A 14967-nucleotide genomic window follows, 5' to 3' on the forward strand; every position below is an offset into this window, starting at 1 on the left:
AAAAAGCCGGACATGCTTGTCCATTCCGTTTCAAAGCACAGCGTGGTTTTACGTCTCTTAACTGTAATCTGTGGTATGAAATACAGATGAGTATAATATCCACTTCCCCCATCCGTTTGGGCTTGATAGCTGGTTTGTTTTTTTCTGTATCAAACCTTTATCCTACGTATGCTCGTGCGCGTGAGACAGTGCTCGATCCTGCCGCACAGGCCACGCACGCGCTGGTAAAGCAGATAGGCGAACAGCGCTTTACTGCACCGGATTTTCGCCCGGGCACTGTGCGCCACATGGTCATGTTTCAATTCCGCCCCACGGCGACTGCCGCAGAAAAGCAGGAAGTGACACGTCGCTTTCTGGAACTGGCAACACACTCACGCCGTCCGAACGGCGCACCCGTTGTTGCCAGCTTGGAGGCTGGGCCGCAAAACAGCGGTGAAAATGCTGATCTGGGGCTGGATTACGGATACCTTGTAACCTTCCGCTCAGAAGGTGATCGTAATTACTATGTTGGCCGCCCTATTGTACATACGAGTGGCTGTTTTGACCCCGCGCATGATGCGTTCAAAAAGTTTGCCGCACCATTTCTAGCGAATGTGGTCGTTTTTGATTTTACCGTAAAATAAAGGGGAGAGAAGAACTCTCCCCACACTGTAAACCCTGCAGTATTCAGGCGCCAGCAACGCCTTCTCCCACCATATCAAGTGGGTTCACCACCTTCTCGAAGGTGGCGGCATCTACGTAGCCGGATTTCAAGGCTGCATCCTTAAGGGAAAGATCATGCTCCATGGCAATGTGCGCAATTTCTGCAGCTTTGTCATACCCAATGACAGGAGCCAATGCCGTAACAAGCATAACGGACCCACCCACATTCTGCTTAAGCCGCTTTTCGTTCAGTTGTGTGCCTTCCACAGAGAAAATGCGGAAATTATGACAGCCATCTGCCAGAATACGGATACTGGCAAGACAGTTGGCCAGTATGACCGGCCGCATAACATTCAGATCCAACTGGCCCTGACTGGCCGCAAAAGCAATCGTGTTGTCATTGCCCAGCACCTGCGTGGCAATCATCACCATTGCCTCACATTGGGTTGGGTTCACCTTGCCGGGCATGATGGAAGATCCGGGTTCATTTTCCGGCAGGTGCAATTCACCTAACCCACAACGAGGGCCGGAAGCCAGCCAGCGCATATCATTGGCAATTTTCAGCAATGGCACTGCCAAGCCGCGCAAACCTGCGGATGTTCTGGCCATGGCATCCAACCCACTTAACGCGGCAAACTTGTTAGGTGCCGTAACAAAAGGCTGTTTTGTTAGTTCTGCTATACGTGCAGCTATAGCCTTACTGAAACCTGCCGGTGCATTCAGCCCCGTGCCCACAGCAGTGCCCCCAGCGGCAAGTTCGAACAAAGCTTTACGATCTTTACGCAGGCCGCAAAGTGCATCTTCAAGCATCTGCACCCAGCCAGACCACTCCTGCCCTACTGTTAAAGGCACGGCATCCTGCAAATGGGTACGGCCAATTTTGACAACGTCCATCCATTGCTCAGCCTTCTGGCGCAAGGCTTCTATAAGCTTTTCTACACTGGGCAAAAGTCGATTTTCAATTTCCAGCAATGTTACAACATGCATGGCCGTAGGAAATGAATCGTTGCTGGATTGGCCCATATTCACATCATCATTGGGGTGAACAGGCGTTTTGGAGCCAATTTTGCCGCCTACAAGTTGAATGGCACGGTTTGCAATAACCTCATTCACATTCATATTTGTTTGGGTGCCAGACCCTGTCTGCCAGACAAACAGCGGAAAATGTGCATCCAGCTTACCCGCGGTCACTTCATCTGCAACCGTGGCGATCAGATCCGCCTTCCATTGCGGCATACGTCCTTCTGCTGCGTTCACCAATGCAGCTGCTTTTTTGACAATGCCGTAAGCATGGTAAAGTGGAAGAGGCATACGCTCTGTACCAATGGAAAAGTGCACCAGACTACGCTGAGTTTGTGCGCCCCAGTATTTATCTGCCGGAACATCTATGGTGCCCATTGAGTCTCGTTCCTGCCGAACGCCTGTGGCCTGAATACCTACGGGGCAAAAACGAATTTGCGGATTATTGCTCATAATACATTACCTCCCTGCTGGCCCGTTGCGTTACGTTCCGCCAGCTTTCTGGTTTGAGCAGCATAGACCTCTTCCGCGCCTAAAAATGAGGCCACGACCATCACATTTAGACGATTATAATTTTCAATCAGATATTTATAAGTTTTTTAAAATTTACTTATATTTGTATTTTGATGATTTTTTACTGAAGTAAGCACCAGAAAAACCAGGATGCATTTCTGCTATGAATTTGGCCTCTTCATAGACTTGCTATAGCCAAACGTTTATTCTACACGCTTTGTTTATATCATTCAAAAGGGCGTGACGTTTTGCGCCCTCATGGACTTGGCTCAATGCATGATTACACAAACAATTATCATGCAAATAATTTCATCGTGAAATGGTACAGCATTCAACGTGCACATACCGTGGAAAATATGAGAAAACTGTTACTGACAGGGAGCGTTTTTACCTGCACCATGCTGCTTTCTGCCCCCGCTCTGGCAGATGATGCGCAGGAACTGGCAGCCATCAAGGCGGAAATGCGCCGGTTGGCCGCGCAGGTAGAAGCTATTGAATCCCGTCAGGCCAAACGGCATGCAGGCCCCTCCGCCCCCACGCATAATGTTGCCCGCAACACACCCTCACCTTCTGCCCCGCATACTGGCAATAAGCTTGCCACAGCTTACGCAAACCAAGCAGACCGAGAAGATCCTTCCATTCGGTTCTCGCCAGATGAAGGCCCAGTTAAAACAGCCGCCGATACACATGGGGGCACAGCCAAAGGTGGGCTAGGCTTTAAATGGCTACCCGGGGCCTCTGGATCCGATGCAACCGCTGGCGCAGATGCCGACGAAAAAAGCCATTCTTCAATCGATCTCTCATCTTCCAGCCCAACGGCTATTACACAAACAGAAGTTGATAGGCTGCCGCCTATTTTTAGTATTGGTGGCATATCTGTAAAACTTGGCGGTTTTATAGACATGTCCAACATCTGGCGTAGTTCGAACATGACAAGCGGCCCTGCAACGGGCTGGGGCAATTTTCCTTACGCTAACAGCCCCAACCATGGGCTGTCTGAAGAACGACTTTCCGCCCAGCTCAGCCGCCTATCTATTTTGATGGAAGCCAACCCAAGCAAATCCTCCCGCTTACAGGCTTATGTTGAAAGTGATTTTGCAGGCTCTGGCAGCACAACCAACAGCGTGCAGATTAACGGCTATACGCCACGCTTGCGGCAAGGTTATTTTACGTTCACCCAAAAAGATTGGGGCTTACATATTCTTATGGGGCAAGCGTGGAGCTTGGCCACAAACTACGCCAAAGGCATTATTCCCCGCCAAGAAGAACTGCCCGCTGTTACAGATAACAACCAGTTGCCGGGCATTGTTTTTACACGCGTGCCACAGATCCGAATTGGCAAAGACTGGAACCAGAAATACTGGCTGGGTCTCTCTATTGAGGACCCTCAGGCTACTGTTGGCTTCTCTTCCACCATTAGTTCTGGCAGCACCATTCCCGCTGCGCGTGGGCAAGCAGACGGCGCTCGTGTTTACTATGCCAATACCGGGGGGATGCTGCTAAACGCGGCCACAAATTATTCCTACAACCCTGTGCCCGACATGATTTTGAAGGCCGCAGCAGATACATCCTTCGGACATTATGAAGTATTCGGTCTTGCACGTTGGTTCCGTTCCCTTGCGGTGGAACCTGGTGCAACAACAACCAAAAAACATACTCATTTTGGCGGTGGCGTAGGTGCAGGCATGACAGCCCCTCTGGGTACGAACCGCTTGCATCTTACTGGTGATGTTCTGGCCGGTGATGGCATTGGCCGCTATGGGCCAACACAGATACCGGATACAACCTTTAATGGCCGAGGGCAGCTTACGCCTGTTCCAGAAATTATGGGATCACTCGGCTTGGTGGGGCACCCCAATTCTTCCGTGCTGCTTTACACTTATGGGGGCGTAGAAGCCTCTGGCCGCAAACGTTATATTGGCGCAGATGGCAAGCAATATGGTTATGGTGTAAACGATCTGGATCTGGCCGGATGCGATGTAGAATTTGGGGTATGTAGTGCTCAAACACACACCCTTGCCTCCTTTACCGCTGGCGGCTGGTGGCATTTTTTACAGGGCCGTTACGGAAGCATGATGGCAGGCTTACAATATACTTTTGTGCGTAAATTCGCCTTTAAAGGGAATGATGGGCATGGCAATAGTGTAGATCCTGCCACATCAGGCAACACAGTATATGTAACTTTCCGCTACTTCCCATTCCAGTAAAGGGCTTTAGTTAATACCAAAGCTCTTCATCTTGCGGTAAAGCGTTGCACGGCTAATTCCCAAACCACGAGCCGCCTGCGTGACGTTCCCCTGAGAAACAGCCAAAGCAGAGCGGATAACGTTTTCTTCTGCCTTCTGGAAACTTATTTCCGACCCCTCTTCCAGCTCATTTAGCAGGTTGGGATGTTGCGCAATGGTTTGATCTGTCCAGCCCATCCATTCACGCGCAGCATATGTTGCGCCCGTAATTTCCCCTTGGTCGTTAATAGAAACCAAAGGCGCTGAGCACCCTCTCACAGAACCTAATGTCAGGATTTTTTGCCCTGCATAACTGTTACGGAAAAGCTGTTCTTCAATACGACGACCAGACTGGGCAAGTGTTTCCATAAGCAATTTATCAATTGGTTTTTCTGTTTTGCCGTTCATAGAAGCAAGGTTGAGAGCCCCTGCTACCCGCCCCTGTGCATCAAATATCGGCACGGCATAACTGATCAGCAAGGAAAAACAAAAGCGCCAATGCGCACCACGCCCCAGAAAGATTGGGCATCTATCCTCTACGCAAGTGCCAATACCATTTGTGCCTGCAATAGCTTCGTTCCAGATCGCACCTTCACGCAGGTTAAGACGCCGACAAACAGAAAGGTGCGTTTCATCCGCACAACGTGCCAAAATCATGGCGTTGGGGTCAGCCAGCAACACCATAAGGCCCAAGCCTTGCACCAAAGTAAAAAGGTGCTGCATTTCTTCTGAAGCTTGACGCAAAAGCAATGCGGACCGGCTACTGACATGCCGAAACTCTGCACCACACAACACGTCTGCCTTCCATTTTTGGGAAGGATCAAGCTGGTAGGATGTCTCGCAACGTATCCATGATTTCTGGACTGTTTCTTCTGGACTTTCTGATTTAGAATCAGTGCGTTGAGAAAAAGGCCATGTATTCATCGCGGGGGGCTCTACCATATCCGACAAGGACATATTAAAGACTTTCCTAACGTTGCCTTCCTCTTATACATAAAAAACATAACTCTCATAGGCATGTTGTGTATTTTATTTTTTACCTGCTTGAACAAAGTAAAGTTTTCGTTATTTAAAAATAAAACCTACTGCCAAAGGTAAACGAACTTTATGTAATAAGCATTAGTTTCTGGTGTATTGCGCCCTTCAAGAGAGTGCGAGTAGCGGGCTGTTAGCGAAAAGTGCTGGTTAATATTGTACATAAGCCCCGGCCCCAGAGCTATTTCGCGGCTGTTAGAATTATCCAGATACTGGCGGAGCGTGTTATCGCGCGTTCCAGTAACATTCTGCCAGTCAAACGCAAGAAATGGCTCAAACTTCTTGGTCGCTTTCCAGCTAAAGCGCAGGTTGGTGTAAAACACTACGCCAGGTGAATAACTATGCTGGTCTTTTTGGTGCTTTGTAGAACCAACAACCGTGCCGGCATCACCATCAAAACTGAAATGCTTCCATTCATAATCAAATATTAAACTGGATATATTTGACCAATAATTCGTGGATGTTGCATCTCTTGTGCCATATGGCGTTTGCATAAAGGTCTGTATACCAAAAGTACTGTGCTTATTAGGCTTAAACCATGCAGCTGGCCCAACAATAGTTGGCCCTAACCCACCGTAATTTGTGCCATCTGCCAGTTTGTAGCTTTCTGTTTGGATTAGCTCAAAAGCAAATCCAACATGAGGGATGGCTTCAAAACTACGGAAATGCACATATTTTGTCATACCCGACCATGTGTGGCTGCCACCGGTTGGCGTACGCTGCCCGCCACTGCCATAGCTATGGCCTGCGGCATTTCCATCGCCATACTGCACAAGCACGTTAAACGGCTTGAAGTCTACAGGAAGGTCATATTCATGGGGGCCAATAATGCCCAACGTGATATCCGCAGCTCGCGCAGGAACTACGTGACACACGATCACAGTAGGCATGACGAAACGCACGAGGGAAAGCAGACGCTCCCCGCCTTCTATCAAACGCATCTGAATATTCCGATAAGTAACAGTAACAATCAAATAAACGCGTGATGCGGGGTTCCAGATAAACTGGAACCCCAATGTAGTAACGCGTTACTGAGCGGGAGAAGCTTTCTCACCATCAAGTGTATAAGCGATAATGTAATCACCGCTTCTGGTGCCAAGACCACCGTGGCCACCGGCTGCAATCAGCACATACTGTTTGCCACCAGCTTCGTAGCTCATTGGTGTTGCTTGGCCGCCTGCTGGCAGACGATCACGCCAGATTACCTTGCCGCTCGCCAGATCAAAGGCCCGCAGATAGTCATCTGCTGTGGCACCCATAAATACAACGCCACCTTTGGTAACAATATTGCCGCCAATATTATACATACCGGTAGGCAATGGCAGGTTGTTATGGGTACGGAAAGGCCCGGTATCACGCGTTGTGCCAACGGGATGCTGCCAGACAATCTTTTTGGTTACCAAATCAATTGCTGTCAGCGTGCCCCAGACAGGCCCCTTACAGGGGATCTGCAATGGGTTCAGCCACGGGTTGGTAAGCGCAATATAGGGCGTGCCGTAATCTGGAGAAACAGAAAGGGCATCACCTTTAGGTGCTGGTTCTTCCCCACTGCCAGTCCACTTTGGCAGCGTACCAGCCTGCTCCATTCCCGTACGTTTTTCCAGTTTGATACGGAAAGGCAGGTAGCTTGCATTGGCCAGCATGATCTTACGCTGCGGGTCAATGGTAATACCCTGCCAGTCTACAACACCGTAGAACGCAGGATAAACAATGGTTGTTTTACCCACATGCGGTGGTGTGAACTGCCCTTCGTAAGCAGATTGACGATACTGGATACGGCAGATCATCTGATCAAGCAGCGTTGCCCCCCACATATCGGACTCTTTAAGATTAGCTGGTGTGAGAGACGGCATACCAACAGGATAAGGCTGTGTAGGAGATACACGGTCATCCGGTGCATGGCCTGCTGTAGGAACCGGTTTTTCTTCAACCGGATACCCCGGAACAGGGGTGCCGGTGCGGCGGTCCAGAACAAAGAACTCACCACGTTTGGTGCTCTGCACCAGCGCAGGAATTTGCTCACCATTCGGGCCGGGAAGTTCGACCATAGATGGGCCGGAGGGAATATCCATATCCCACAGATCGTGATGCACGGTCTGATAGGTCCAGCGGCGTTCGCCCGTTACAATATCCAGCGCAATTGTGGCAGAGGATGTTGCATCGTCAAACGGACGGCGGCTTCCACCCCAGTTATCCGGCGGAGAGTTACCTGTGGGAATGTAAACAAGACCCAGATTGAGGTCTGCCGTGTAAACACCCCAAGCATTGGGGGTATCACGCGTTAGTTCATCATTCGGGCCGGGTTTCCATGTTTCTGGCTGATGACCAGCATCCCACGCCCAAGCAATTTCACCCGTTGTGGCATCAAACGCACGGATAGCGCCGGAAGGCTCGAAATTGGCTTGGTTATCAAAAATCCACCCACCAGTGATTACACGGTTTTTGGCCACCATTGGAGGGGAAGTTACAAAATGGAACCCGTGCGGCACATGGCCCAGATACTGGCGCAGGGAAATAAAGCCGTGATCACCAAAATCTTCACAGGGTTTACCGGTTTCTGCATTTACGGCCACCATGCGCACGTCAGCAACAGGTGAGTAAATACGGTTACGGCAGCTTGTCTGAATTTCATCAGGGATATGGTAGTAAGACACACCACGGCAAGCCAGATAGACGTTTTTGTCCAAATCTGCCGTTGCGGGATGCGGATCAAACTTCCATTTCACTTTACCTGTGGCAGCATCCAGCGCCATCACCCAGCTATGGGGTGTGCACATGTAAAGTGTATCACCAACCTTAATGGGGGTGAGTTCCAGGTTGAACTCATGCCCTTGGTCTGGCCCTGCTACAGTACCTTCACCTGCTTGCTGCACGTCTCCGGTGCGGGTAACCCATGCACGCTTCAGATGCGAGATATTGGAAGCTGTAATCTGCCCTAATGGTGTGTAACGGTCTCCTCCAACGGTGCGGCCATAGGCTGTCCAGTCTCCATCAGGCACTCCTGCTGATGTTTCATCAGACTGGCCGCTTGCCGTCATACGGTCTGCGGGCACTGTGCCATCAATGGAATAAGAGCTGAAGCAGCTTGCCACAACAACAAGGCAAGACACCACCAAGGAACCCAGAACTTCGCGCTTATCAGTCAGCCAGCTATTGCCCGAACGCCAAACCCCCGGCAGCAGCAGCCAGACACCTAGCCCGATAAGCGTAAACAAGCGAACTTCCAGACCCCAAATGTTGAGGCCGACTTCGCACAAAGACCAGATAGTGGCCACAAGCAGTAAAGCTGCATACAGCCGCATAGCCAGAGCAGGCTTGCGAAAACCGCTGAGAGCGGCCCCCAGCATGACACCGCCAGCAATAATATAAAACCAGGAACCACCAAGGAACAGAAGTTCCGCGCCGCCAAAGAAGAGGAAAAGCCCCACAATGGCAAGCAGAATAGAGGTTATGAGCGAGAATAACCTCGTCTGACTCTCTCGCATACTCGTGCTCTTTCTACAGTTTCATGAGCCGTTACGACAGCATGATCCTGAAACACCATGCCCTCGCAGCGGCCAATGGCCCTGCACAACACAAAAGGACGCAATATCGTCACACTTTTGTCCTGTTTTTCACGCGAGTTTGTAGAAAATGTTACCAACTGTCTCACACATGAGACAGTTGGTGAGACCGACTGTTCTATGGAAGCAAAAATAGCGTTGCCGGACATATTCAGGCAAATGCATCATTCTTCCGCTTTACAAAATACATCCCTAAAAATACGGAAGATTTTGCGTTTATATCTCCCGTATTCTTATCACCTCTGTATTTAAGAAGATATCTTAGAAAGACCAGGTTGCATCACAACTGAACCAAAGCATGTTATTTGTACCATTATTAACGGTTGGGTTCTGTACCGTGCCAGCCTGGTTAAACGGATGTGTGCCATTAAGAGATTTGTCCAGCCGGATTTCCGGTCGGATGGTAAAGCCCCCCAAAGCCAGCCTTTTGTTTATAAATTCCGGCCTGTAAGCAACTCCTACCGTTAGTTCTCCATAAGTTGTCGGCAGAGCGTTATAATACGGGAAAGGCTGGTTGCTGAGCGCCTGCGTGAGAGAATTGAAGCTGGAATATTCCGTAATAACCCCGCCAGTGTTGTCTCGGAAGACCTCACCACGCGCATTAAATGTCAGCCATGGGTGAATGTCGTAGGAAAAATAGGTTGTCACCCCATAAGCATCATCACGCAGGGAATCATCGTGCAGATAGGTGCCATCCACGGAAACGGTCATTTTATCATTGATATGATACGTGGCCATAACATCCGCATTATACTGCATGAGACTATTGGCCTGCTTGCCAATGCCCGCACTCACCCATCCCGTAGGTGACACAATGGTGCGGCCATTGTTGCCCTGTGGCCCAAAGTGCCCGATGGCATGCACATCCAACTTGCCATCCATCAGCTTGTTCCAGGCCAGACCAAAATAGCCCTTGGGCTTGTTGTTATTGCCAGAAGCACCAAAGGTTGTGGAGTTCCCCGCATCTACTCCCAAAATCCAGTCCATGTGGCGTGTCAGATGCATAGTGGCCAGAATACCCACCGTTTGGAACGGCACGATATAATCGGATGCGTAATTATAGGTGTAAAAAGGGCGCGCAAGAGCGGGCGTGCCTTCTGCGCCCATAATGCCGTACATCTGGCCGATCTGCACATCAATGCCGCGCTTGAAGATCCACGGTAGATGCACATCCAGATGCGCCTGTGTGGGCGCCCACTGATACAGCCCATGCAGGGAGCCAGAGCCCATCCCGATTGTGGGGTCAAAGCGCGCATCGGAACCATACATGGCTTCCAGCACAAAGCCGATGCCATACCCACTACCTACAGACGTAACAGGGTGAGACAATGACCCAATAATCTGGTTCAGTGTGACCGTATTCGCCCGATCTGAATAGTACTGCGCAAAGTTGCGTCCTGAGCGTGTCCAGGGGTTGCCTGAAATCCCCGCTTCGATAGAGACGTGCCCTTCCAGCCCTTCCCAATATGTGGGGGTATGACCGGGTTTGACATGGAACAGATTACCCGCCTTAGGCTTCATGGCCTCTTCCTCTTCAGAAAGAGAAGTCACAGGTGGTTCTTCCCCATCTGTTGGGGTGCCTGCGCCCTTTTCCGCCTCTTCTGGCTTAAGGGTTTTGGCAATGTCTCCTACCTGCACCTGTGCCGGCGCAGAAACTTGTGCGTGGGCTACTGACGTACCTGCTTCACACAAAAATGCAGCACAACATGATAGCAATACAAATTTGAAGGCACTTCGATTAGTCATAGTCTGTCGCATGTATCACTTCTCTTGCGCATCAGAAATAGTGACGAATACGAAACATATTGATCAGCACTTACCTCTAGCCAAATACATAAAGTACCCAGCAGCGTGATGCCTTCACCGTAATTGCAAGACCAATACGTACGTTTCGAACCAGAAATAATATACCGTGCACAAAATAGCAATCCTCCAGGCGCAAAATAAACACAGCTTCCAACACAGTTGGCCTTGCAAAAATATTCTGTTTTTTCAAACTTAAAGGGCTGAGTTTACGCTCCAACATACAAGCAACTCCTGCCTATATGTTGCGTTGGTTAGGAAAACTTTGCGCTTTGCACACAATGCACTCTTCACAAAACCCTTAAATATTCAATAACTTTCTAAAACCCAAATGGACATAAAATATTGATCTCTTTTTTACATATTACAAATGCTTATATTTTAGATATACTTCCGGTATAGTTCTTATGCATGCACGTTTGTAATTCCTCACAAACCTGTGCATGCGCAACATGCGCTCGCGCCCTGATATGCGAAATTTGCATACCATCGTGGTTTTCGATTACAAAGGATCATTCTTCAACAACAAGGGACGGAACGACACAGCAATGACATCGCTTTTCACCGATGCCACAATTTTTGTTTTCCTTCCTTGGGTGCTGTGGCGCCTTCTGCATAAAGCATTGCCTATTGTTGTATTGCCTATCCTTATTGGCATTTTGCTGGCTGTATGGCACGCACCAATTAAAGAACTCGGTATCCCTTCTTCTTATGGTGATACCATTGGGTGGATTGCTGTACTGGTTCTGGCTTTTACGGCTGGCCTGGAAATGTGGCAGCACCCAGAAGGTGATACATCCGCCCATGCCATTGCCTCTCCCTCTCTCGGCCGACTACTAGCTGGGGCAGGTGTGGCTTTAGGCATTCCTTTCCTGCTGGGGTCTTTCTTAGCCTACACCTGTTTTCTGCCCTTGCATGGATGGCAAGCCCCTCTGGCCTCGCCTCTTATTGCCGCCGCATCTATCGGCTTGTGCATTTCCGTAAGCGCACTCCCCGTTTTGATTGGAGTGGTTAGAGAACTTGATGCCTCCCAACGCCCGTTAGGGCAATTGGCGCTTAAGCTTGCTGTGGTAGATGATGCTGCCTTATGGGTTGGTCTTGCCATTTTGCAGTTTGCGCATAGAGGCACCGCCTCTCTGCATGGGTGGACAGGGCTGGAGTTTCTGGCCGTGGCATTGCTTGCCACACTGGCTGCGGCTGGCAACTGGGCCTCTCGCCATTTTCGTCATCCACCTGCGTGGGTTATCTGGGTAACTGTTCCTGTTTATCTGGCCGCTGGATCATGGGCCAGCATGCAACTTGGGTTGCATGAATTGATAGGCGCATATTTTGCTGGTGCCATCATGCCGCCCAGTTGGGTGAGACGTCTGCCCATAGAACAAGTGGGAACATTTGCCCTTATCTGGCTAGCCCCCATGTTCTTCGGCCATAGCGGCCTGCGCATAAATGGGGATGCTCTCACATGGCCTTCCATCATTGCCTCTTTTGCTTTGGTGGGCATATCCATCCTTAGCAAGATTGGGGCGGTTTATGTGTTTCCCCCTGCCCCAGGGCTTAAACCCAGGCAGGCTTTGGGTATTGGAGCACTTCTACAATGCAAGGGGCTGATGGAAATTGTTGCAGCCACTATTTTACATGAACAGGGCATGTTGTCTGATTTTGCTTTTGCTTCTTTAATGGTGTTGGCGGTTTTTTCCACAGTATTGACTGGGCCCCTCTTCCGCCTTCTGGCCCCACGTTAAAAAATTACATTCTATAAACCCAAAAGTGCTCTGCGGGTGTATATCATTACAACACGATATACACCCGCAGATTAAGCGCCTTAAAATACAAAATATTTACAAATATATATTAAAGGAATGGCAAGAGTTGTTATGGCAGCGCACATTCCCAGCATGCGTATGCGTAATGGATCTGGCACCATAAAAGACACCCCAAGGCACATACAAAAAATAGCATAATAAATCAGACTGACACCTAGATAACTTTCGCAATAAGGCGTTAGAAGCGCTACGCTCATAAGAACAGAAATTCCTGAAATACAGCCAAAAATACAGCCATATGTTATACGTGTAAGAAATTTCGTGCCCTTACTTGGTTCTGTTGCCCCGTTTTTCTGCTCTTTTCGATATCGAGATATCAACCATAATCTGTTGCCGGAATAAAAAAGAAAGGCTCCGGCAAAGCCTAATATCAGATATCCAAATTTAACTGCATTCCCACCAAAGCTTCCAAAATGTAGCGCAAACAGCGTGGTTAAAATGCTAAATGATGCCGACTGGAGCCCCGGCATATACTCTGCAGAAAGTATTTTCCCAGAGGCTGGATCCAGTTCCGCCAGACCACCTGCCGGGCCACGCATCATATAGTGTTCATCATGCCCGATAACGAATAAAGTTTGTTTTGCTTTATCTGTTATCGTGTAATTCAAAACATCAGGTACAAACTCGGGGGCCTGTTTTTGTAAAGCCTGCACAATTTCTGATGGCGGCATGGAAGGGGTTAAAGAATGCGCAACCGCCTGATGCCCCATACGTCCTGCAGGTGCATGACGATCATGAAAAGCCGTTGGGGCTGAAAACATGATGGTTTGCACATTATGAATCAAACCATGATAAGCAAAAAGCACAGATGAAAGCGCAATAATTATATGAAAAGGCAGGCTGAAAATACCTAAAAGGTTATGGATATCCAGCCATTTCTTCCATGCCCCCTGGATAAGCCGTAAAGCAAAAATATTTTTTACCAGCATAGGTAAAAATGCAATTACACCAGATACCAGCGCAACAGCATACAACAGCGCAATAATGCCCATAAACCATCTGCTGTAAGGCATAAAAACAGGCAAGCCTACGTTTTCGTGTAGCTCATCTATAAAATGAGCCACTTCAGATGGCTTGTGTTTTGCCGTCACTAAATGCCCTTCTGCATCAAGTGAAGCCGCTATCATATACACAGGGCCAGCATGCCTTTGCCCAGCATGCACAGGCCACATCAACCTAGCAGGAAAAGAAACCGTAGGAGACAGCACAACCGTATATTCCTGCTGTGCCTCAGGATAAGCCGCAAATGCTTTTTGCATAAGATCGGGCACCTGCTCCACAGTTACTGGAGCAGGCAAAACAACTGGTTTTGTAAGCCAATTTTGTAGAGGGGCTTCAAAAACGCTGATACCTCCAGCGTAAAACGCCACAAACAGGAACAACCCCGCCAGAATACCCACCCAACTGTGGATATCCCGATACATCTGCACAATATCTGCACGTATTTTCATGCTATAGAGCCTTTAAAACAAAAAACAGGCCCCAAACACATAAGGCAGCAACAGATAGGTAATTCCAAGCACGCTTGCCATTAGAAAATAAAAAGCAAGTTGACAAAATAGTACACCACAGCAAAACCGTTAGCCACGTTAAAAACTGAGCAGATGCCTTACGCGGATCACTGTCTGCATGGGAAAGAATACCAATAACCCCGACAAGGCCAAATGTAAGAAGATTACCCGGAACAACAGCAGCTGTAACTTTGGAGAGCCAGTTCTGGCTTGTATAAGTGTATCTAGGCATCATAAATGCTTACCGCTGTTTCAGCAAAACAACAGCAAATGGAAAAACAAGCCATACAAGTATCATCAACAGTATTTGCATGAACAATGCAGTTGTTGCGCTTTTGATCTGCCAGAGACAGCAAAAAGAAAGCGCCTGGGCCCCCCACCCTAGTGCTCTGTATAAACTTTTGGGATGAAGCGGCACAGAAAATACGTATTGATTGCGCGAAGTGGCATAAAGCAAACAGCACCCGAAAACAGTAGCTCCTGTTGCAATCCACATCATGTATTCAGGCCACATACTTACCCTCGGTATCTCGTTCGGGCAGAAAAGATTTCACCATGCTCTCCCCGCACATGCGTATATAGAAAGTTACGAACCTCATGCGGAAAGCCCACGCTCTCTTTCAGGTAGGTTAAAGTAGAACACGTTGCACAAATACATTATTAAGAATCATTATCAACATAATTTTTTGTAGTTTACGCTGCTTTGCCCTTTATGGCGCAAACTCCATCCCCACTTGGGCCCTTACCTTCTGCCCTGCCCTCAGGCCATGGCAGGGTATCTTTGATAATCTTGCAAATTCTATATCGAAGTCCCAAATCTTAATGGAATCAA

The 14967-nt window shown here is 48.8% G+C and carries 10 protein-coding genes; 3 read left to right on the forward strand and 7 right to left on the reverse strand.

The annotated features are described in order from the left end of the window. Positions 1 to 86 precede the first annotated feature (86 nt). Positions 87 to 623 (forward strand): Dabb family protein, encoded by a 537-nt coding sequence (locus tag EOV40_RS06720; protein ID WP_128105437.1) that lies wholly within the window; start codon positions 87 to 89, stop codon positions 621 to 623. 43 nt (positions 624 to 666) lie between these two features. On the opposite strand, the gene fumC is transcribed toward EOV40_RS06720, so the two are convergent. Beyond that, positions 667 to 2115: a class II fumarate hydratase gene (gene fumC / locus EOV40_RS06725; RefSeq protein WP_128105438.1), complete on the reverse strand. Its 1449-nt coding sequence runs from the start codon at positions 2113 to 2115 to the stop codon at positions 667 to 669. A 332-nt stretch (positions 2116 to 2447) separates the two neighbouring features. On the opposite strand from fumC, the gene EOV40_RS06730 reads away from it, so the two are divergent. After that, positions 2448 to 4382 (forward strand): hypothetical protein, encoded by a 1935-nt coding sequence (locus tag EOV40_RS06730; RefSeq protein WP_128105439.1) that lies wholly within the window; start codon positions 2448 to 2450, stop codon positions 4380 to 4382. Between the two features lie 6 nt (positions 4383 to 4388). Here the strand turns inward: EOV40_RS06730 and EOV40_RS06735 are convergent, their stop codons facing one another. The 5 genes from EOV40_RS06735 to EOV40_RS06760 form a co-directional block, all read right to left on the reverse strand. After that, the gene (locus EOV40_RS06735; RefSeq protein WP_197687340.1) at positions 4389 to 5357 is read right to left on the reverse strand and encodes a helix-turn-helix domain-containing protein; all 969 of its coding nucleotides are present in this window, start codon (positions 5355 to 5357) and stop codon (positions 4389 to 4391) included. Between the two features lie 125 nt (positions 5358 to 5482). After that, positions 5483 to 6376 (reverse strand): transporter, encoded by an 894-nt coding sequence (locus EOV40_RS06740; RefSeq protein ID WP_003630995.1) that lies wholly within the window; start codon positions 6374 to 6376, stop codon positions 5483 to 5485. An 87-nt stretch (positions 6377 to 6463) separates the two neighbouring features. Further along, complete coding sequence (locus EOV40_RS06745; RefSeq protein ID WP_128105440.1) at positions 6464 to 8920, reverse strand: membrane-bound PQQ-dependent dehydrogenase, glucose/quinate/shikimate family; 2457 nt, start codon at positions 8918 to 8920, stop codon at positions 6464 to 6466. Between the two features lie 339 nt (positions 8921 to 9259). Then, complete coding sequence (locus EOV40_RS06755) at positions 9260 to 10756, reverse strand: outer membrane beta-barrel protein (protein WP_128105442.1); 1497 nt, start codon at positions 10754 to 10756, stop codon at positions 9260 to 9262. A 64-nt stretch (positions 10757 to 10820) separates the two neighbouring features. Next, positions 10821 to 11024 (reverse strand): hypothetical protein, encoded by a 204-nt coding sequence (locus tag EOV40_RS06760; protein ID WP_128105443.1) that lies wholly within the window; start codon positions 11022 to 11024, stop codon positions 10821 to 10823. 247 nt (positions 11025 to 11271) lie between these two features. On the opposite strand from EOV40_RS06760, the gene EOV40_RS06765 reads away from it, so the two are divergent. Then, the gene (locus EOV40_RS06765; RefSeq protein ID WP_408740468.1) at positions 11272 to 12543 is read left to right on the forward strand and encodes a cation:proton antiporter; all 1272 of its coding nucleotides are present in this window, start codon (positions 11272 to 11274) and stop codon (positions 12541 to 12543) included. Positions 12544 to 12623: 80 nt separating this feature from the next. On the opposite strand, the gene EOV40_RS06770 is transcribed toward EOV40_RS06765, so the two are convergent. Next, positions 12624 to 13994, reverse strand: a complete 1371-nt coding sequence (locus tag EOV40_RS06770) for a PepSY-associated TM helix domain-containing protein (RefSeq protein WP_244296823.1) — start codon at positions 13992 to 13994, stop codon at positions 12624 to 12626. Positions 13995 to 14967 lie beyond the last annotated feature (973 nt).

This window comes from Acetobacter oryzoeni, from assembly GCF_004014775.2.
Classification (GTDB): Bacteria; Pseudomonadota; Alphaproteobacteria; order Acetobacterales; family Acetobacteraceae; genus Acetobacter; species Acetobacter oryzoeni.